The organism is Achromobacter sp. NPDC008082 (genome assembly GCF_042957345.1).
GTDB classification, from domain to species: Bacteria; Pseudomonadota; Gammaproteobacteria; order Burkholderiales; family Burkholderiaceae_B; genus Achromobacter; species Achromobacter kerstersii_A.
Genome location: NZ_JBIBIB010000003.1, coordinates 156,066 through 175,134 on the forward strand (window position 1 = coordinate 156,066; position 19,069 = coordinate 175,134).

Annotated in this window: 19 protein-coding genes; 10 read left to right on the top strand and 9 right to left on the bottom strand. The window is 64.8% G+C overall.

Features of this window, described 5'->3' with window-relative positions; genetic code table 11:
* The first annotated feature begins 7 nt into the window (after window positions 1-7).
* From ehuC to ACFZAI_RS12925, 4 genes are all read left to right on the top strand, one after another.
* Window positions 8-661: an ectoine/hydroxyectoine ABC transporter permease subunit EhuC gene (gene ehuC / locus ACFZAI_RS12910; RefSeq protein ID WP_391567233.1), complete on the top strand. Its 654-nt coding sequence runs from the start codon at window positions 8-10 to the stop codon at window positions 659-661.
* Window positions 658-1,329: an ectoine/hydroxyectoine ABC transporter permease subunit EhuD gene (gene ehuD / locus ACFZAI_RS12915; RefSeq protein ID WP_391567234.1), complete on the top strand. Its 672-nt coding sequence runs from the start codon at window positions 658-660 to the stop codon at window positions 1,327-1,329. The genes ehuC and ehuD overlap by 4 nt, the downstream gene beginning before the upstream one ends.
* A complete protein-coding gene (gene ehuA, locus ACFZAI_RS12920; RefSeq protein ID WP_391567235.1) occupies window positions 1,326-2,096 on the top strand; it encodes an ectoine/hydroxyectoine ABC transporter ATP-binding protein EhuA in 771 nt (256 codons plus the stop codon). The genes ehuD and ehuA overlap by 4 nt, the downstream gene beginning before the upstream one ends.
* 170 nt (window positions 2,097-2,266) lie before the next feature.
* The gene (locus tag ACFZAI_RS12925; protein WP_391567236.1) at window positions 2,267-3,379 is read left to right on the top strand and encodes an NADH:flavin oxidoreductase/NADH oxidase; all 1,113 of its coding nucleotides are present in this window, start codon (window positions 2,267-2,269) and stop codon (window positions 3,377-3,379) included.
* A gap of 72 nt (window positions 3,380-3,451) precedes the next feature.
* On the opposite strand, the gene ACFZAI_RS12930 is transcribed toward ACFZAI_RS12925, so the two are convergent.
* The 3 genes from ACFZAI_RS12930 to ACFZAI_RS12940 all read right to left on the bottom strand — a co-directional run bounded on the left by ACFZAI_RS12930 (window position 3,452) and on the right by ACFZAI_RS12940 (window position 5,440).
* Window positions 3,452-4,102, bottom strand: coding sequence for a dUTP diphosphatase (locus ACFZAI_RS12930; protein ID WP_391567847.1), 651 nt, complete (start codon window positions 4,100-4,102; stop codon window positions 3,452-3,454).
* Window positions 4,103-4,252: 150 nt separating this feature from the next.
* Window positions 4,253-4,786 (bottom strand): hypothetical protein, encoded by a 534-nt coding sequence (locus tag ACFZAI_RS12935; RefSeq protein WP_391567237.1) that lies wholly within the window; start codon window positions 4,784-4,786, stop codon window positions 4,253-4,255.
* 15 nt (window positions 4,787-4,801) lie between these two features.
* Window positions 4,802-5,440 carry a DedA family protein gene (locus tag ACFZAI_RS12940; protein ID WP_054425024.1) on the bottom strand — a complete coding sequence of 213 codons (639 nt, stop codon included), beginning with the start codon at window positions 5,438-5,440 and terminating at the stop codon, window positions 4,802-4,804.
* A gap of 107 nt (window positions 5,441-5,547) precedes the next feature.
* Here ACFZAI_RS12940 and ACFZAI_RS12945 point away from each other — a divergent pair, with 107 nt between their 5' ends.
* Window positions 5,548-6,588: a metal-dependent hydrolase gene (locus ACFZAI_RS12945; RefSeq protein ID WP_391567238.1), complete on the top strand. Its 1,041-nt coding sequence runs from the start codon at window positions 5,548-5,550 to the stop codon at window positions 6,586-6,588.
* A gap of 13 nt (window positions 6,589-6,601) precedes the next feature.
* On the opposite strand, the gene ACFZAI_RS12950 is transcribed toward ACFZAI_RS12945, so the two are convergent.
* Window positions 6,602-7,237, bottom strand: a complete 636-nt coding sequence (locus ACFZAI_RS12950) for a CerR family C-terminal domain-containing protein (protein ID WP_391567239.1) — start codon at window positions 7,235-7,237, stop codon at window positions 6,602-6,604.
* 31 nt (window positions 7,238-7,268) lie between these two features.
* Window positions 7,269-8,519, bottom strand: coding sequence for a M24 family metallopeptidase (locus ACFZAI_RS12955; protein WP_391567240.1), 1,251 nt, complete (start codon window positions 8,517-8,519; stop codon window positions 7,269-7,271).
* Window positions 8,520-8,750: 231 nt separating this feature from the next.
* Here ACFZAI_RS12955 and ACFZAI_RS12960 point away from each other — a divergent pair, with 231 nt between their 5' ends.
* The 5 genes from ACFZAI_RS12960 to ACFZAI_RS12980 all read left to right on the top strand — a co-directional run bounded on the left by ACFZAI_RS12960 (window position 8,751) and on the right by ACFZAI_RS12980 (window position 13,080).
* Entirely contained in the window at window positions 8,751-9,518 is a 768-nt protein-coding gene (locus tag ACFZAI_RS12960; RefSeq protein WP_391567241.1) for an IclR family transcriptional regulator, read from the top strand.
* Window positions 9,519-9,655: 137 nt separating this feature from the next.
* A complete protein-coding gene (gene pepE, locus ACFZAI_RS12965) occupies window positions 9,656-10,360 on the top strand; it encodes a dipeptidase PepE (RefSeq protein ID WP_391567242.1) in 705 nt (234 codons plus the stop codon).
* Window positions 10,357-11,286 (top strand): DUF1177 domain-containing protein, encoded by a 930-nt coding sequence (locus tag ACFZAI_RS12970; protein WP_391567243.1) that lies wholly within the window; start codon window positions 10,357-10,359, stop codon window positions 11,284-11,286. The genes pepE and ACFZAI_RS12970 overlap by 4 nt, the downstream gene beginning before the upstream one ends.
* A complete protein-coding gene (locus tag ACFZAI_RS12975; protein ID WP_391567244.1) occupies window positions 11,283-11,972 on the top strand; it encodes an AroM family protein in 690 nt (229 codons plus the stop codon). The genes ACFZAI_RS12970 and ACFZAI_RS12975 overlap by 4 nt, the downstream gene beginning before the upstream one ends.
* 115 nt (window positions 11,973-12,087) lie before the next feature.
* Window positions 12,088-13,080, top strand: a complete 993-nt coding sequence (locus tag ACFZAI_RS12980) for a Bug family tripartite tricarboxylate transporter substrate binding protein (RefSeq protein WP_391567245.1) — start codon at window positions 12,088-12,090, stop codon at window positions 13,078-13,080.
* Window positions 13,081-13,153: 73 nt separating this feature from the next.
* Here ACFZAI_RS12980 and coaBC read toward each other — a convergent pair whose 3' ends face one another.
* From coaBC to ACFZAI_RS13000, 4 genes are all read right to left on the bottom strand, one after another.
* A complete protein-coding gene (coaBC, locus tag ACFZAI_RS12985; protein ID WP_391567246.1) occupies window positions 13,154-14,350 on the bottom strand; it encodes a bifunctional phosphopantothenoylcysteine decarboxylase/phosphopantothenate--cysteine ligase CoaBC in 1,197 nt (398 codons plus the stop codon).
* Between the two features lie 337 nt (window positions 14,351-14,687).
* Window positions 14,688-15,221, bottom strand: coding sequence for a signal peptidase II (gene lspA / locus ACFZAI_RS12990; RefSeq protein WP_391567247.1), 534 nt, complete (start codon window positions 15,219-15,221; stop codon window positions 14,688-14,690).
* 2 nt (window positions 15,222-15,223) lie between these two features.
* Window positions 15,224-18,085 (bottom strand): isoleucine--tRNA ligase, encoded by a 2,862-nt coding sequence (ileS, locus tag ACFZAI_RS12995; RefSeq protein WP_391567248.1) that lies wholly within the window; start codon window positions 18,083-18,085, stop codon window positions 15,224-15,226.
* Window positions 18,075-19,040 (bottom strand): bifunctional riboflavin kinase/FAD synthetase, encoded by a 966-nt coding sequence (locus tag ACFZAI_RS13000; protein WP_391567249.1) that lies wholly within the window; start codon window positions 19,038-19,040, stop codon window positions 18,075-18,077. Before ACFZAI_RS13000 ends, ileS begins: the two co-directional genes overlap by 11 nt.
* Window positions 19,041-19,069 lie beyond the last annotated feature (29 nt).

Consider the following 19,069-nt stretch of genomic DNA (forward strand, 5'->3'; position numbering starts at 1 on the left):
GGAGCCGATGCAGCTCGTATCCGAACATATCGCGGAGCTGGTGCCGCCCCTGCTTGAGGGGCTGGTCGTCACGCTTGAAATCATGGCGGGGGCCGTTGTGCTGGCGGTGCCGCTGGCGCTGCTCTCGGGCATCGGGCGGCTGTCGCCGTTGCGGCCGGTGCGCTGGCTGGCGTCGATTTACGTCGAGATCTTTCGCGGCACGTCAGCGCTGGTGCAGCTGTTCTGGTTCTATTTCGTGCTGCCGCTGTTTGGCGTGCAACTGCCTGCGATGCTGGTGGGCATTGTGGTGCTGGCGCTGAACGCGGGCGCTTACGGTGCAGAGGTGGTGCGCGGCGCCATTCGCGCCGTGCCGCCGGGCCAGCGCGAAGCGGGCGTGGCATTGAACCTGACCCGCGCGCAAATCATGCGCCGCATCGTGGTGCCGCAGGCCATACCCGCCATGCTGCCGCCTGCCGGCAACCTGCTGATTGAACTGATGAAGAACACCGCGCTGGTGTCGCTGATCACCATCACCGACCTGACGTTCCGCGGCCAGCTGCTGCGCAGCGAAACCCTGCGTACCACCGAGATCTTTACGCTGATGCTGCTGCTGTACTTCGCGGTGGCGCTGCTGATCACGGCGGGCGTGCGCATGCTTGAGCGGAGGGTTCGCGTCCGATGACACCGATATTCGATTGGTCTTTCGCACTGGAAATTCTGCCCACGCTGGGCGCTGCGCTGGTCATCACCATTGAAGCGACCGTGCTGGGCATGCTGGTCGCGGTGACTTTGGGCTTGGTGCTGGCGATGCTGCGGCGGTCGCGGTTGCGCATTGTGTCGTTGCCCACGGCGTTCGTGATCGAGTTCATCCGCAGCACGCCGCTGCTGGTGCAGATGTACTTCCTGTTCTATGTGCTGCCGCTGACGGGCGCGCAGATGTCGCCGCTGGTGACCGGGATCATCGCGCTGGGCCTGCACTACGCCACGTATTGCGCCGAGGTCTATCGCGCCGGCATTGAAGCGGTGCCGCGCGGGCAGTGGGAGGCGGCCACCGCATTGAACATGTCGCGCTGGCGCACTGCCGTCGGCGTGGTGCTGCCGCAGGCCATTCCGCCGGTGGTGCCGGCGCTGGGCAATTACCTGGTCGCCATGTTCAAGGACACGCCGCTGCTGTCGGCCATCACCGTGGTTGAACTGCTGCAGCAAAGCAAGATGATCGGGTCGGCAACGTTCCGGTACACCGAACCCCTGACGCTCGTGGGCGTGCTGTTCCTGGCGCTGAGCCTGGTGGCGGCATGGGGTGTGCGCGGCCTGGAGGCCCGACTGCAACGATACGGAGGAAAGCGATGAGCGCCAGCTTGAACATCAAGAATCTGCACAAGCGTTACGGAGAGCTGGAGGTGCTGCGCGGCATCAATCTGGAGATTCCGGCGGGCCAGACGGTGGCCGTGATCGGGCCGTCGGGCTCCGGAAAATCCACCTTGCTGCGCGTGCTGATGACGCTGGATCAGCCCACCAGCGGGGACATTGAAATTGATGGGCAGCCGATGTGGACGGACGAGCAGGGCCGGCCGGTTGGCGTCAATTCCGAACATCTGCGCCGCGTGCGCGGCAAGATCGGCATGGTGTTTCAGCACTTCAATCTGTTCCCGCACATGACGGCGCTGGGCAACACCATGGAAGCGCCGGTGCACGTGCTGGGCATGACCAAAGACCAGGCGCGCGAGCGCGCCGTGGAGTATCTGGACATGGTGGGGCTGGGCGACAAGCTGGACGTCTATCCGGCGCAGCTGTCGGGCGGGCAGAAGCAGCGCGTGGGTATTGCGCGCGCGCTGGCGATGTGCCCGGAGATCATGCTGTTCGATGAAGTCACGTCGGCGCTGGACCCGGAGCTGGTCGGCGGCATTCTGCAAATTCTGCGCGACCTGTCGGCCCGGCGCAGCATGACGATGATCATCGTGACGCACCAGATGAAGTTCGCCGAACGCAGCTCGGACCGCACGCTGTTCTTTGATCAGGGCAATATCGTTGAAGACGCGGAATCGTCCGTGCTGTTCAGCCAGCCCAAGGAGGCGCGCACGCGCCAGTTCCTGGATTCGGTGATCGAAGGGCAGTAGGCGGGCGATGAGCGGGGACGGGAGGCGATGGGGGTGGCGTTGGGGGTGGCGATGAAGGGTCGCGAGCCCCGAGTCCACGGCTGCCGTTTAACCCTGCCGGGGGCGTTGGGATTGGCGTTGCGGGCATGGGCGGTTGCTATGCTGTCGCGTTCAATCTGCCGGAGCCGCCCATGAGTCACCTGTTCAGTCCCACGTCAGTCGGTAACGTCCAACTGGCCAACCGCATCGTCATCGCGCCCATGTGCGAATACTCGGCCGAAGACGGCCGCGCGACCGATTGGCACATGATCCACCTGGGCCATCTGGCCTTGTCGGGCGCCGCGCTGTTGTTCACGGAAGCGACGGCGGTGGAAGCCGATGGCCGTATTTCGCCGGGGGACTTGGGCCTGTGGTCGGACGAGACCGAGGCGGCGCTGGGCCGCGTGGTGGCAGCCATTCGCCGCTACTCCCCGATCAAGCTTGGCATCCAGCTGGGCCACGCCGGCCGCAAGGCTTCAAGCGATGCGCCGTGGAATGGCGGCCAGCTGGTGCCGCCCAGCGCGGGCGGCTGGCAAGGCTGGGCGCCCTCGGCCATTGCCCACAATGCTTCGGAACCGCCGCCCCATGCGCTGGACGACGCCGGCCTGGCGCGCGTGCGCGACGCCTTTGTCGATAGCGCCCGGCGTGCGATTCGTTTGGGTTTTGACGCGATTGAACTGCATGCGGCGCACGGCTATCTGCTGCATCAATTCCTGTCGCCCTTGTCGAACCAGCGTGAAGACGCCTATGGCGGCTCGCTTGAAAACCGCATGCGCTTTCCGCTGGAAGTGTTTCAGGCCGTGCGCGAAATTACGCCGGACCACGTGGCGCTGGGCGTGCGCGTGTCCGCCTCGGATTGGGTCGATGGCGGCTGGGACCTTGAGCAGACCATCGCGTTTGCGCAGGAACTGAAAGCGCGCGGCTGTGAGTTCATCGACGTATCCAGCGGTGGCGTGTCTTCGCAGCAGAAGATTCCCGTGGGGCCGAACTACCAGGTGCCGTTCGCCGACGAGATCAAGCGCCAAGTCGGCATGCCCACCATCACTGTGGGCTTGATCACCGAGGCGCAGCAGGCCGAAGACATCGTGGCGCAAGGAAAAGCCGACATGGTCGCGCTGGCGCGCGGCATGTTGTATGACCCGCGCTGGCCGTGGCATGCCGCGGCGCAGTTGGGCGGCCAGGTCACTGCGCCCCATCAGTACTGGCGTTCGCAACCGCGTGATCAAAAAGACCTGTTTGGCGAAACGCGCTTCGGGCAGCGCTGATCGCAGACTCGCCAGACAAACAAAAACGCCACTTCGAAAAGTGGCGTTTTTTTGTGCGGGACAGCCGCGGATTTACAGGCGCGAATAGGCCAGTTCCAGCTCGCGTTGCATCGCGTCGGCGAAGTCGGCGCTGGCGGGGTCCAACTGCGTCAGCAGGCGGGCCAGCACCACGTTGTCTTCTTCGCCGTTCCAGATCTTGATGTACGTGCCTTCCTTGTAGCCATGCTGCTGGCGGAAGATGTTCAGCACGTTTTTCGACACGTACTGCGTGTAGGCGTCGTTCCACGTCATCTGGCAGGCCATCATGGTCTGCTCCAGCAGCTTGTAGCTGGCGCGGCCGCAAACGGCCAGGCCGCCGATCAGCTCCAGCAGTTCAGGCACGGTCAGGGCGTCAAGCGCATAGGCCTTGCCGTCCAGCGTGACCGAGGCGTCCGTGGCCAGATCGGCCATCAGCGTGTTCGCCGCGCCGTCCTGCTGGCCTTGGGCTTGAACGATGGTGTGCGACAGGTAGAAGTGCAGGATGTCGACCAATTCCATCTGCACTTGGGGCAGGTCTATGGTCTGCTTCTTCCACCACTTCCAGCCATAGTGCTCAAGCGCTTCGGCGGATTCGACGAAGGCGGCGCGCAGGAAACGGGAACCGCCATTGACCCAGTCAGGATTGATCATGCTGTTCAAGTGGTCCTGCAACTTCAGCATCGTGGCCGCCTGGGCCTGGTTCAATCCGACAACGTTATTCACTTTCACTCCGGGGGTCTTTAGGGGGTCTGCTCAATTGCGGCGGAAATGTTAGCACCAATGATTGGCGCCCATGATGGGCATCATTGGGTCGCCCACCCTGCGTAATCATGCATGTCCGCCAGCCTTGCCCGCTTACTTGCCGTCTTTGCGGTAGGACGACGTCTTCAACGGCGGCAGCTTGCCCAGCCCGTTGCGCGGTTTGCGCGCATTGCCCGCCGCCTTGAGCAGCATGAATGCGAAGAAGCCCAGGAACACGGCGGGCATGAAGGCGTCGAGCTCAAACTGGGGGCTGCGCAATGCGCGAAAGGCGATGTTCACCGCTGACCAGCCGGCCAGAATGCCGCCCACCGTCAGCACGATGCCAATTTTGCGTTGGCGCGCGCGCTGCGCCATCGACGCCTCGCCGGTGTCGGACGGGGTGGTAGACCCCGGCGCCTTCGCATTGGACGGCACGGACGGCATGCGCGACGCCGTATTGCCCCAGGGCGCGGTGGACAGGGAATCAGACGTGACGGGGGGCGGGACGGGGGCCGCCACCTTGGACGAAGCCTGCCGCGACGCCTCGCGCTTGTCGGGAACCCGGCCGGGCGTGACGCCGCCCGCGCGCGTCAGGTTCTCGATGTAGCGTGCGAAATCGCCGTTCTTCGGCTCCAGATCAATCGCCATGACTCTCTCTCGGGTTCAATTGCCGCGCCGCACGCGCGCCGGCTGACGGCGCTTGCGCATCATGGCGAGCAGAAGTCCGCATCCTAGCAGCACTGAGAGGCCTGCGCCGATCATCATGGCGATCTGTTGCGCGTTTTCGGCGGTGCCGAGACTGCGCGCGGTGATATAGCCCGGGGCCAGCATCAGCGGCATCCACAGCAAGGCGGACAGCACATTGGCCAGCTGGAAGCGGCTTTGCGCCATGCCCATGACCCCCGCAACCGTGGGAATGGTGGAGCGGATCGGCCCCAGAAAGCGGCCGATCAGCACCGAGGCGAACCCGTAACGGTAGAAGAACAGCCGCGCGCGCGCCACGCCCGTGCGCTGTTGCTTGAGCGGCCAGCGGCGCAAGACGCCGGGGCCGGCCCATCGGCCCAGCCAGTAAGACAGCGCGTCACCCACGATGGCGCCGGCAATGCCCCAGATAATGACGCCCCAGGGGTCGAGCGTGCCCGCGCCAATCAGGCCGCCTGTCAGCAACATCAGGGCGGTGGCAGGAATGAACAGGCCCAACAGCACCATGGATTCGCCCAGGGTCAGCAGGAACGTGATCGGGCCGGCCCAGATCTGGTTGGCCTCGATGAAGAGGCCGATCTTGTCGATATATTGGTCCATGAAGGCGGAGTCTGAAAATTAGCTGAATGCAATCGGGTATCTTAACGCCTGCTTTAATGGCCAAGTGTTATCTAGGCTTTCTGATTGATGCGTACGACTGGGGAACTATGGATTCGGTAACACAAGCGGTGCTGGGTGCGGGGATACAAGGGGCGTTGCTGGGGCGCTTTCAGGGGCGCCGGGCGCTGATCTACGGGGCGGCCCTGGCCACGGTGCCTGACCTGGACGTGCTGATGCGCTACCCCGACCCTGTTTCGCTGATGACCTACCACCGGGGCTTTTCGCATTCCATCTTCGTGCTGACCGGGCTGGCCTTGCTGCTGACCTGGCTGATACGCAAATATTGGCCGCAAGCGCAGTATGGCGGGCGAAGGTTGTTTTTGACCTTGTGGCTGGTGCTGGTGACCCACCCGGTGCTGGACGCGTTCACCGTCTACGGCACGCAACTGTTCTGGCCGCTGGCCGCCATTCCCGAAAGCTGGTCGGCCATTTTCATCATCGATCCGATCTATACGGTGCCCTTATTGCTGGGCGTGGTGTATGCGATTGCCGTGGGCATGACGGGCCGCGCGCGCCGGTTCCTGGCGGGGGCGTTGATCTTCAGCACGGCTTATCTGGGCTTCGGGCTGGCCAGCCGTATCGTCACCGAAGACCGCGTGCGCGACGCCATGCAGCAGCAGGGCATCGCCGTGACCGAGCTGCGCGCGGTGTCCATGCCGTTCAACACGCTGGTGTGGCGCGTCATCGCCAAGACCGCGGATGGCCATTACTACGAATCCGTCAGCAGCCTGTTCGACCGCGGGCAGCCGGAATGGCTGCGCCAGCCGCTGAATCTGGATCTGGGCCAGGCATTGGAGAACGTGCCGCTGCACGCGCGCCTGCGCTGGTTTACCGACAACTGGCTGCGGTATGACGCCATTGGCGATGCGCTCGTCGTGACAGATCTGCGCATGGGCATGGCGGGGCATTACACGTTCCGCTTCAAGATGGCCGAACGCGCGCCGGATGGCGGCTGGACTCCCGTTACGCCGTCGAGCTGGCCCAGCGAACGTGGCGGCTGGGACGAACTGAAGTTGGTGCTGGCGCGCATTCTGCACGCAGAGCCGCCGCTGCCGTTGGCGGAGTGGGCGGAATTGTCGGCGAAGTAGGGCGTGTGCGCAGTCAGGAACAGGCGCTAATCGCCATGTTCCCGACGCGTTGCACGATGTCCTGGATGTCCTTGGGCGACAAGGCCTGGACACCCAGCCGACGCAGCAGGGCCTCGCGCGCTACCGCGAAGGCAAGCGCCTGGCCCAGGATGGCGTGGGCGCGCAGAATGGCGTCGCGATCCCCATGCGTTTGCCCGCGGATGTCCGCCACTAGGTTTGCAATGCTCTCGTGCAGGGGCTGGAACAGCTGCTCATACAACGCGTCGAATTGCTCGGTGGGCTGTAGCTGTTCGCGCGCCAGCAGCAGGCTGCTGGCGGCCGACGCTTCTGAATCCAACAGAGCTGATACAAAATCCTGCATCAGCGACTGAAGCAGCGCACGGGCGGAATCGGGCGACGTCGCCGCCGGGCGCGGCAGGCCCAAACGCCCGGCGATGTGGGCGGCCACCTGCTCAAGCACCGCTGCATACACCCCGTCCTTACCCCCGAAATGATAGGGAATGGCCGACTGGTTCACGCCTGCCGCGTCGACCAGTTGCCGGGTCCGCACGCCGTCCAGCCCATAGCGGCTGAAGAGCGCCAGGCCAGCCCGGATCAGCCGGTCGCGCGTTTCGCGGGAGCGTGCGTTGAGAGTGTCTTGATCGTGCATCGATATCTTGGATTTGGCTGCCCGCGAGTGACTAGTCGTCTGCGTGCATCAGCCACGTTGAGTTCTGGTTCAGTTCCACCCCGGCCGTGCGGCCGACGAGAACGGTGCCGCCGATATTAGCCAGGTGGCGATCAAAGGCGCAATTCGGTTCGAAGGCAAAACACATGCCTTCTTGCAGCGGCACGTCGCGCCCCACGGTGGGCAGGCGCCGCAGGTCTGCATAGCGCGCGGCTTCGGGCAGGGATTCTATGCCAGGGGCAGTGCCAAAGCCTACCGGACCATAGGGATTGATGCTGTGAATCAAGGGATGCACATGCCAGCCGCCGGCCTCGAGCAGCGGCGCTTCCATGGCGTCGACCACATCGCCGAACGTATTGCCCACCTTTAACGCCGTGACCCCGGCCTCGTAGCTGGCGCGGGCAACCACGGCCGCGCGCAGGATGTCCGGGTGCACCGTGCCGATGGCCACCGCCGCCTGGTGCTGGGTTTCCATCATGCCGTACAGCGCAAAGATCTCTGACAGCACCACGTCTCCCTGTTGCAAGATCCGGGGCGCTTGCGCACGGTACTGCCAGGCGGCGGGCCCCCATCCCACGTATTCCGGGCCAGAACCCAGCAGGATTTCGGCGGTATAGCCGCCCATGGAAAAGCACGTGGCAGTGACCGCCGCGACCAGGTCTGCCTCGGATGCTCCCGGCTTGGCCGTAGCGCGCAGGGTTTCGCTCATGGCTTCGCCAATACGGGCGGCGTGCCGGATCAAGGCCTGTTCTTCTTGGCTCTTTACCGCTGCGCGCTGAAAGAAGGGGCGGAACACGGGTACGAATAACGCGTCGGGCAACGCAGCTTCCAGCCCTTGCAGCGTGCGCGCTGGCATGGCGCCGTCGAAATAGAAGGGGGGGTAGGGTTCCAAGCCGATCACGCCGATGCGGGCGCCGTTCAATTGCCGGCTGGCCAGCCAGGCGCCGACGTCGCGGCCTGTCTTGCCGACAAACAACTGTTCCGGAGTGATCCATTGCAGGTCTCCGCGCAGCGCGGCTTGCAGGTGGTCGGCCACCATCAGCGAGGCAAAGGTATAGACACGCGGCGCCTCATCGCCGATGAACACCACGATCGATCCCGGGCGGTCGTTGGTGAAGTAACAGTCATGGGCAAAACCTGCTGGTGCGGCGGCTTCGCGATCGCCGTACACGATCAGGGCGTCCAGGTGTTCGGCCGCCATCAGGTCGCGGGCCAGTTGCCAGCGCCTGTCGCGCTCGGTCAGGGAAAGGGGGGCGGGGGACATGGGTGAGTTGCTCCGTAGGCGGTGTTAGCGAGCGGCGACTATAAATCATTCATATGAATGAATCAATCAAATGAATTAATTGTGGAATAAATAAGATTTTTGAAATCGAGGCAGACCCTTGGGCACCCATCCATGTCCATGTCCCAACAATCCTGATATTGACCAGTTCCTGCGGCATGTTTTATTCTTGTTCTCTATTAAGGAACTTAAGTTCCGTTTTATGGAACAAGCATGAGCATTCTAGATGGTGTTCAACGCGTACTGTCGCTGTATGCGGAAGGCGCGACGGAGCTGAGCTTTACCGACGTCGCCGCGCGGCTGGCCATGCCCAAGAGCACGGCCTCGCGGCTGCTGAACCAGATGCAGCATTACGGGATGCTCGACCAGGACGCCTCAACGCGCCGCTACCGCGCCGGGGCCTTGTTGGCGCAGGCCGTGCGCGCCGGCATGGCCGCAACGCCGCTGGACGAAGCCTGCCGCGCGGTGCTGACCCGCCTGTCCGACGACAGCGGTTTGACCGCGTATTTGTCCACCTTGAACCAACGTGAAACCGTGGTGCTGCAACGCCTGAATGGCTCGCATCCGGTGCAGGTGCTGTCACCCCCTGGCTCGCGCCGCAATGCGTCTGGCACAGCGATGGGCCGGGCGCTGTTGTCGCGCTTGAGCGATGCTGAATTCCAAGCGCTGTACGGCGCCGACCCGGCCCAGCCCCTGCCGATGGAAGGCCGTGATTGTCCGGCTACCGTTGGCGATCTGGCCCGGCTGGTCGAGCAGACGCGCGCGGACCATTGCGGCGTGGCCATCGACCAGGCCATGCCCGGCATCGGCGCGGTGGCGGCCGCGGTGCGTGACCCGGCCACCGGCGAATTGCGCGGCCTGTGCCTGTCGTTCGTGTCGTTTCAGGCCGATGCGGCGCGCGTGACGCGCTTGCGCGAATCGGTGCTGCAACAGGTGGCGGCGTTGGGCCGCGAACTGCACGACCCTTATTGGTTGGCTTGAATCGGTTGGCTTGAATCTTTTGGCCTGAATCTTTTGGCCCGAACTCTTTGGCCCAAATCCTCCTGGCCTGAACTCTTTCTCTTTTTGACGCGCCTTCGCGGGCGCTCCCCCGAACATCCCCTGACGGAACCCACCCCATGAACCTCTTGCTACTCAGCAATTCCAGCAGCGACGCCGGTTATCTGGTCCACGCCATGCCCGACATCCGCGAACTGATCGAATCCTTGCCGCAAGGCGCGCCGGCCGTGTTTGTGCCGTTCGCCGGCGTCACGCGGAGTTGGGACGACTACACCGCGCTGGTGGTGTCTGCCTTGGCGGACACGGGGCTTGCCATTCAGGGCCTGCACCGTGCGGAAGACCCGGTGGCCGCGCTGGAAAGCGCCGCGGTCATCATCGTGGGGGGCGGCAACACGTTCAATCTGTTGGGCCAGTTGCGCCGTCAAGGCTTGCTGGACGTGGTGACGCGCCGCGTGCGCGCGGGTGCCGCTTATCTGGGCTGGAGCGCCGGTTCCAATCTGACGTGCCCCACCATCTGCACCACCAACGACATGCCCATTACCGACCCGGGCGGCTTCGACGGCTTGGGCCTGATCCCGTTCCAGATCAACCCGCACTACACCAACGCGCACCCGCCCGGCCATCGCGGCGAAACGCGCGCCCAGCGTCTGGCTGAGTTCTGCACGCTGAATCCCGCGATGCCGGTTCTGGGCCTGCCGGAAGGCGCGGCGCTGCGCGTGCGCGGGGGCAAGGTCGCGCTGGTCGGCCCGCATGATGCGCCGCTGTTCTTGGGCCACACCGAACCGCGCGTGTTTCGTCCGGGCCCGCTGGAGATCCCGGTATGAAGCATGTGATCGACACCATCGAGCTCTTGTCGTCCGCCCACATCACGGGCGATGTGGTCGCGCAGGTGCTGCGCGAGGCCGGCGAGTGCGAAGTGGAAGTGACCCGCCTGGAACGCGATGGCGCGGCTACGGATTTTCTTTCCATCGTCATTCCCGGCCTGGACGCCTCGGCGCCGCAGCTGGGCATTGTGGGCCGCCTGGGCGGCATCGGCGCGCGTCCCGCCGTGACGGGCCTGGTGTCCGATAGCGACGGGGCGGTCGTGGCGATTGCCGCGGCGCTCAAGCTGATGGCCATGGCGCGTCAGGGCGACGTCTTGCCCGGCACCGTGCGTATCCGCACGCACATCTGCCCGCGCGCCGGCACGCGTCCGCACCATCCGGTGCCGATGATGCGTTCGCCGTTTCCCATGCGCGAAATGATGTCGCACGAAGTCGACCCGCGAATGGACGCGATTCTGTCGGTGGACACCACGCGCGGCAACCGTCTGGTGAACAAGCGCGGCGTGGCGCTGACGCCGGTGGCCAAGCAGGGCTACCTGCTGCGCATTCCTGAAACGATGCTCGACGTGATGGGCTGGGTCAGCGGCGAATTGCCGGTGACCTTGCCGCTGACCACGCAAGACATCACGCCGTATGAAAACGGGCTGTGGCACGTGAACTCGCTGATGCAGCCGGCCATCGTGACCGATGCGCCCGTGGTGGGCGTGGCGCTGACCGCGCAGACCGCCGTGCCGGGTTGCGCCACGGGCGTGACCAACGCCGTGGATGCGGACGTCGCCATGCGCTTCTGCATCGAGATCGCCAAGATGTTTGGCCAGCGCACGATGGCGTTTTTCGATGACGCGGAATGGCGTGCGCTGCAAGGCCGTTATGGCTCGATGGCGCATCTGCAAACCGTGGGCCGCGAAGATGGCGGTGCGGCATGAACGCGCCGCGATCGCGCCGTGTGGCCTTCTTCACCATCGGCCAATCTCCGCGTAGTGACGTCGTGCCGGAAATGGCGCGGCTGTTGGGCGACGCGGTGCGCATCGATGAGTTCGGCGCGCTGGATGGCCTGGACGCCGCGGCGCTCGCCGCGATGGCGCCGCGCGATGGCGAATACCGCTTCGCGACGCGCATGCGTGACGGCGCGCAGATCGAACTGGACGCCGCCCGCGCGGAAGCGCGGCTGGCCGACGTGATGCGCCAAGCGGATGACGCGGGCTACGACGTGCTGGTGCCGCTGTGCACCGGTACGGCCATCGCGCCGATGCGCACGCTGGTTATCGAGCCGCAACAGGTGGTTGATCATCTGGTGGCGGGGTTGTCCACGCACTGCCGCAAGGTGGGGCTGGTGGTGCCGCTGGCGGAGCAGGTCGATTTCTTTCACATGGCCGTGCCGCTGGCTTGCGCGACCGAAGTCGTGCACGCCTCGCCCTACGAGGCCGACGCCGGGCAAGCCGCGCGCAACTTCGCGCAAGCGGGCCAGGCGCTGGCGTCGTGCGATTTGATCGTCATGCACTGCATGGGTTACGCCGAGCGCATGCGCGACGCCGTGGCCCAGGCCTCGGGCCGCCCGGTGCTGTTGTCCAACCGCCTGGTGGCGCAGGCGCTGTCGCAAGTTCTGGAATAAAGCCGCCTAGGTAAACCGATGCGTCGTCGCAGCGTAGACACACCGCGACGACGCCGGTAGAGCGGCAAGGGGAGACGAAGCCGTCTTCGTCAATTTATTGTTTGGAGTGTTCTTCATGTTTAGCCTTACCCTGCATCGCGCCGTGGGCGCTCTGTTTGCCGTCACGGCCCTGACGGCCGCCTCTTCGGCGCTCGCTGCCGACGCGTGGAAACCCACCAAGCCGGTTCGTCTGCTGGTCGGCTTCGCGCCGGGCGGTTCGGCCGATACGCTGGCGCGCCTGTTGGCCGAGCCGCTGTCCAAGCGCCTGGGCCAATCGGTGGTCGTTGAGAACCTGGCGGGCGCGGGGGGCAACATCATGGCTTACCGCCTGTCGCAATCGCCCGCTGACGGCTACACCATCGGCATCGCCGCCGCTGGTTCCATGGCCATTACGCATGTCCTGAACCCGAAGGGCACGAACTACAAGCCCGCGGACTTCACGCCGATCACGCTGGCCGCCGTGCAGCCCAACGTGGTTATCGTGAACAAGGACGTGCCGGCCAATAACCTGGCCGAACTCAAAACGTATTTCCAGAACACGCCGACCGCCACCTACGGCACCGCCGGCGTGGGCATTTCCAACCACCTGATCGCCGAGACCATGCTGTACAAGATGGGCGTCAAGGTTCCGCACGCGGCCTACCGTGGCGCGGCTCCGGTCATCACCGACCTGCTGGGCGGCCACATTGCGATGACGATGGACAACATCTCCACCGCTGCGCCGCTGGCCTCGCAAGGCAAGGTGAAGGCGATCGCCGTGGCGTCGCTGAAGCGCGCGCCTCAATTGCCCAACGTGCCGACGCTGGACGAACAAGGTCTGAAGGGCTTTGACATGCCGACGTGGCAGGGCGTGTTCGCACCCGCCGGCTTGCCGGCGGATGTGCTGGCGGCTTACTACGCGGCGCTGCAAGACGTGCTGAAAGAGCCGTCGGTCATTGAAAAGATGGCCGGGCTGGGCTCGGAGCCGGTCACGGACATGACGCCGGAGAAGACCGCCGCGTTCCTGGAAAATGACCGCAAGCAGTGGGCGGACATCGTGAAGGCTGCGAACATCAGCCTGGAGCAGTAAAAGCAAAGGGGCCCCGAGGGGCCCTTGTTCTGCCGGTGGAAATCGGCTGGCGGTATCGGCCTTGGACGTTGTATCAGGCGGGATACCGCGCTGCGATTTCCGCGATCAAGCGGCGCGCGGCGTCGAGCTTGTCACCCGCCGGCAGCGGGTGCGCGCCTTGCTCGTCGAACAGCACCAGCTCGGTGGTGTCGGCATCCATGACCTTGTGCGCCAAATTGCCCACCAGCAGCGGAATGCCCTTGCGCTGGCGCTTGGCTTCGGCGTGTTCGGCCAGCTTCTCGGTTTCCGCCGCGAAGCCCACGCACCACGGGCCGTTTTCCAGCTTGGCCACTTCGGCCAGGATGTCCGGATTCGGTTCGAATTCCATCAGCGGCGCGCCGCCGCCTTCGCTGGTTTTCTTGAGCTTTTGCGTGCTGACATTCTTCACACGCCAATCCGCCACGGCGGCCACGGCGATGAAGATGTCGGCGTCAGTGGCGCTGGCCATCACGGCGTCATGCATCTGGCGCGCCGTGGTAACCGACAGGGCGGTCACGCCGCGCGGCACGGGCAGAAAGGTGGCGCCGGTAATCAAGGTGACGCGGGCGCCGGCTTCGCGGGCGGCGCGGGCCAGGGCATAGCCCGTTTTGCCTGATGAGCGGTTGCTGAGCACGCGCACCGGGTCCACGGGTTCAGACGTGGGGCCGGCGGTCAGCAGCACATGGCGGCCGGCCAGCAGCTTGGGCTGGAAGAACGCGATCAGGTCGGTCAGCAGTTCATGCGCTTCCAGCATGCGGCCGTCGCCCGTTTCGCCGCAGGCCTGTTCGCCCGCCGACGGGCCCAATACGCTGATGCCGTCCGCGCGCAGTTGTTCAACATTGCGCTGCGTGGCCGGGTTGGCCCACATTTCGCGGTTCATGGCGGGCGCCACCAGAAGCGGACAGGCGCGCGCCAGGCACAGCGTGGACAGCAAGTCGTCGGCCATGCCATGCGCCAGCTTGGCCATGAAGTCGGCGCTGGCGGGGGCGATCAGCACGGCGTCCGCGCCACGCGTCAGGTCGATGTGCGCCATGTTGTTAGGCACGCGCGCGTCCCAGGCATCCACGAACACGGGCCGGCCGGACAACGCCTGCATGGTCACGGGCGTGATGAAGTGCGTGGCCGCCTCGGTCATCACCACGTCGACGGTGGCGCCTTGTTCGGTCATGCGCCGCACCAGCTCGGCGATTTTGTAGCAGGCGATGCCGCCGGTCAGACCGAGGACGATGCGTTTGCGGGCGAGATCGAGCATGAGGGCGTGGCGGCGGGTTCAGCGCCGTGAAAACGAGGAATGGAGGGTGATTTTATTCTGCATTGCGGCATTGCGCCGTTCGCCATGCATTCAGGGGGTATCAAATAGGACAAAACCCTGTGTGAAACAGGGCGGCCGGGGCATTGCGCCCCGGTTCGCAGGCGGGTTCAAGCCAGGTTTGGAATCCTGGCTTGGCCCGGTTCGCAGGCGGGTTCGAGCCAGGTTTGGAATCCCGGCTGGTCCCGGCTCGCAGGCGGATTCAAGTCAGATTTTGAATCCTCGCGAGCGTCGCTCCGCCGGTTGGCGGCAGCGGGTCCGGCGTCCGCCGGTCTGCCGGTCAGGCTTGCGGTTTCTTGCGGGCCCGCAGCAGTTCGTCCAGCACCAACAGCACCGCGCCGCAGCTGATTCCCACGTCCGCCAGGTTGAAGGCGGGGAAGTAGGAGTTGTTCCAATAGAACAGCAGAAAGTCCACCACGTGGCCATAGGCCACGCGGTCGATGACGTTGCCAATGGCGCCGCCCAGAATCAGCGTCAGCGCCAGCTTGAAGCGCGGCTGGCCGTGCGTGCGGCGCAAGATGATCGTGATGACGATGGCGGCTGCGATGCCCAGCCCCGTGAATAGCCAGCGCTGCCAGCCCTCTTCGGATGCCAGGAAGCTGAACGCAGCCCCGCGGTTGTACATCAGCGTGAAGTCAAACACCGGCAGCACGTTGACGCGTTCGCCGTACTGGAACGAGGTGTTGAAATACACCTTTGTTATCTGGTCCAGCACGATGATCAGCAAGGCCAGCGCCAGCCAGCCGCCCACGCGCGCAGGGGCGGCGCGGGCGGGCGCCGAGCCCGTCACTCCCGTATCGGAGGGGCGGGCCATGTTCAAGCCTTGTCGCGGGCTTCGCCCGTGCCGAACAGGTTGGACACGCAGCGGCCGCAGATCTCGGGGTGATCCGCGTCTTGGCCAACGTCCAGGCGCCAGTGCCAGCAGCGTTCGCACTTCTTGTGCGTGGACGGCGTGACCTCAATGCGGGTCTCGCCTTCGCCGGCATGCACGGTGGCGCGCGACACGATCAGCACGAAGCGCAGGTCGTCGCCCAGGCTGGCCAGCAATTGCTGGTCGTCGCCATTGGCGTAGAGATCCACCTCGGCTTGCAGCGACGAACCGATGTCGCCTGCCGTGCGCACTTCTTCCAGCTTGCGCTGGACCTCGGCGCGGATGGCGCGCAAGCGCGTCCACTTGGCCGACAGCGCTTCGGCGTCGGCAAACGGCGGCAGCGCGTGATAGACCTCGGTGAAGATCGTCGTGCGGGCGGCGTCGGCCTGGTGCTTCAGTGCGGAACCCACCAGTTCCTTCCAGGCTTCTTCGGCCGTGAAGGACAGGATCGGGGCCATCAGCTTGAGCAGCGTCTGCGTGATGTCCAGCAACGCGGTCTGCGCCGAGCGGCGCGCCACGCTGCCCGGGGCCGACGTGTACAGGCGGTCTTTCAGGATGTCCAGGTAGAACGCGCCCAGGTCTTCCGAGCAGAACGTCTGCAAACGCGAGACAGCCGGGTGGAAGTCATAGCGTTCGTAGTTGGCCTGCACTTCGGACTGCATCTGCGCCGTCATGGCGAGCGCGTAGCGGTCGATTTCGAAGAGCTCGCCGTACGGCACGGCTTGCGACACGGCGTCGAAGTCCGCCACGTTGGCCAGCAGGAAACGCAGCGTGTTGCGGATGCGGCGGTAGCCTTCGACCACGCGCTTCAGGATTTCGTCCGAGATGGAGAGCTCGCCCGAGTAATCGGTGGAGGCGACCCACAGGCGCAGGATTTCCGCGCCCAGCGAGTCCGACACCTTTTGCGGAGCGATCACGTTGCCCACCGACTTGCTCATCTTGCGGCCTTGGCCGTCAACGACGAAGCCGTGCGTCAGCAGCGCTTTGTAGGGCGGCTGGCCGTACAGCATGCAGCCCGTCAGCAACGACGAATGGAACCAGCCGCGGTGCTGGTCCGAGCCTTCCAGGTACAGGTCGGCAGGCCAGCCGAGTTCAGCGCCGTGGGAACCGGCGAACTCGCCGTCCTTGCCGCCCAACACCGTGGCGTGCGTGCTGCCGGAATCGAACCACACGTCGAGCGTGTCGCGGTTCTTTTCGTACTGGTCGGCTTCGTCGCCAAGCAGGTCGCGCGGTTCAATGGCTTGCCATGCTTCGATGCCGTCTTTCTCCACGCGCTGCGCCACTTGTTCCAGCAGTTCAGACGTACGCGGATGCAGCTCGCCAGTTTCCTTGTGCACGAAGAACGCCATCGGCACGCCCCACTGACGCTGGCGCGACAGGGTCCAGTCCGGACGATTGGCGATCATGGCGTGCAGGCGGGCGCGGCCCCAGGCCGGGTAGAAGGCGGTGGCGTCGATGCCGGCCAGTGCCGATTCGCGCAGGGTCGGGCCGCCATCCTTGGGGGCCACGTCCATGCCGGCGAACCATTGGCTGGTGGCGCGGTAGATGATCGGCGTCTTGTGGCGCCAGCAGTGCATGTAGCTGTGCTTGTGCTTTTCGACGTGCATCAGCGCGCCGGCTTCGGTCAGCGCTTCGACGATCTTGGGGTTGGCGTCCCAGATGGACAGGCCGCCGAACAGCGCCAGGCTGTCCACGTACTTGCCATCGCCCATGACGGGGCTGATGAAGTCGGTGTCTTTCATGCCGTGCGCCTTGCACGACACAAAGTCTTCAATACCGTAGGCCGGAGCCGAGTGCACAACGCCGGTGCCCGAGTCGGCCGTGACGTAGTCGCCCAGGTAGATGGGCGCGCGGCGGTCGTAAGCCGGGTTGAACTGCGCCAGCGGGTGGCGGAATTCAATTTCCGACAGGGCGGCGCCAGGCGCCGTGGCGATGACTTCGCCTTCCAGGTTCCACGACTTCAGGCACGCTTCGACGCGGTCTTTCGCAACCAGCAGCAAGGGACCGAACTTGGGCGCCGGCGAAACGCGCACCAGCGCGTATTCGATTTCCGGATGCACGTTCAGCGCCTGGTTGGACGGGATGGTCCAGGGCGTGGTCGTCCAGATGACGATGGCGCCGTCGTCCACAGAGTCCAGCCCGAAGGCGGCCGCCAGCTTGGCCGGTTCGGCAAACGGGAAGGCGACGTCCACCGCCGGGTCAACGCGGTCGGCGTATTCGACTTCGGCTTCGGCCAGCGCCGAACCGCAGTCAAAGCACCAGTTCACGGGCTTTAAGCCGCGGAACACGTAGCCCTTGTCCAGGATGCGGCCCAACGCGCGGATTTCGTCGGCTTCATTGCTGAAGTTCATGGTCATGTACGGGCGATCCCATTCGCCCAGCACGCCCAGGCGCTTGAAATCCTTGCGCTGGCGGTCGATCTGCTCAAGCGCATAGGCGCGAGCTTTCGACTGCACTTCCGCTACGGGCAGGTGCTTGCCGTACTTCTTTTCGATCTGGATTTCGATCGGCATGCCGTGACAGTCCCAGCCCGGCACGTAATGCGCGTCATAGCCGGCCATGTTGCGGCTCTTGACGATGATGTCCTTCAGGATCTTATTGACCGCGTGGCCGATATGAATGTCGCCGTTCGCATAGGGCGGGCCGTCGTGCAAGACGAAACGCGGCCGGCCGCGGCTGGCCGCACGGATCGCTTGGTAGACGTGATTTTCCTCCCACTGCGAAATCCAGGCGGGCTCGCGCTTGGCAAGGTCGCCCCGCATGGGGAAGGGGGTATCGGGCAGGTTGAGGGTCTTTTTATAGTCCATGAACGGCAAAATAGGCGCGCGCGTTTCGCGCGTCTTCGGCGATGGCGGCAGTCAGGGAAGGGAGGTCAGGAAATTTTTCTTCGTCCCGCAGCTTGTGCAGGAATTCGACGCGTACGAGTTTACCGTAAGCGTTGATGGTGTCGTTGAGCAGGTGTGACTCTAACAGCACGCGGCCACGGTCTTCGACCGTCGGGCGCACGCCCAGGCTGGCCACGGCGGGTAGCGGGTGGTCGGCCAGCCCATACACCTGCACCACGTAAATGCCCGAGCGCGCGGCGCAGCGTTCGGCCACGCGCAGGTTCATGGTGGGATATCCCAGCGTGCGGCCAAGTTTCTGGCCATGGATCACATGGCCGCTGATATGAAAGGGGTGGCCCAGCAGATGGCGGGCGCGGTCCAGGTCGCCCACGGCAAGGGCCGTGCGCACTTCAGAACTGGAAATGCGGTGGCCTTGCTGGTCAGTGACGTCAGCCAGCGTCTGGACTTCAAAGCCATGGCGCATGCCGGCTTCGCGCAGCAGATCAATGTCGCCGCTGCGTTTGTGGCCAAAGCGGAAGTCTTCTCCCACCAGCAGCCACTTGGTCTGCAAGCCTTGCACCAGCAGGTTTTCGATGAAGGCGTTGGCCGACATTTCCGCCAGACGGGCGTTAAAGCGTTCGACGACGACTTGGGACACGCCATAACGCGCCAGCGCCGCGAGCTTGTCGCGCAGCCCGGAAACCCGGGTGGGCGCCAGTTCAGGGCGTTGATTCAACGTGGCGAAATACTCCCGCGGATGGGGTTCGAACGTCATGACGGACGGCACAAGGCCACGTTCGCGGGCGACTTGGCAGACGCGCGCCAGCATGGCCTGATGACCGCGATGGACGCCGTCGAAATTGCCGATCGTCAGCGCGCAAGGAGCGCGCCGGTCGGGCGGGGGCAGGGATCGGTAGATACGCAGCGATGGTTTCACGAGCGAGAGTTTACAATTTTGGATTCCGG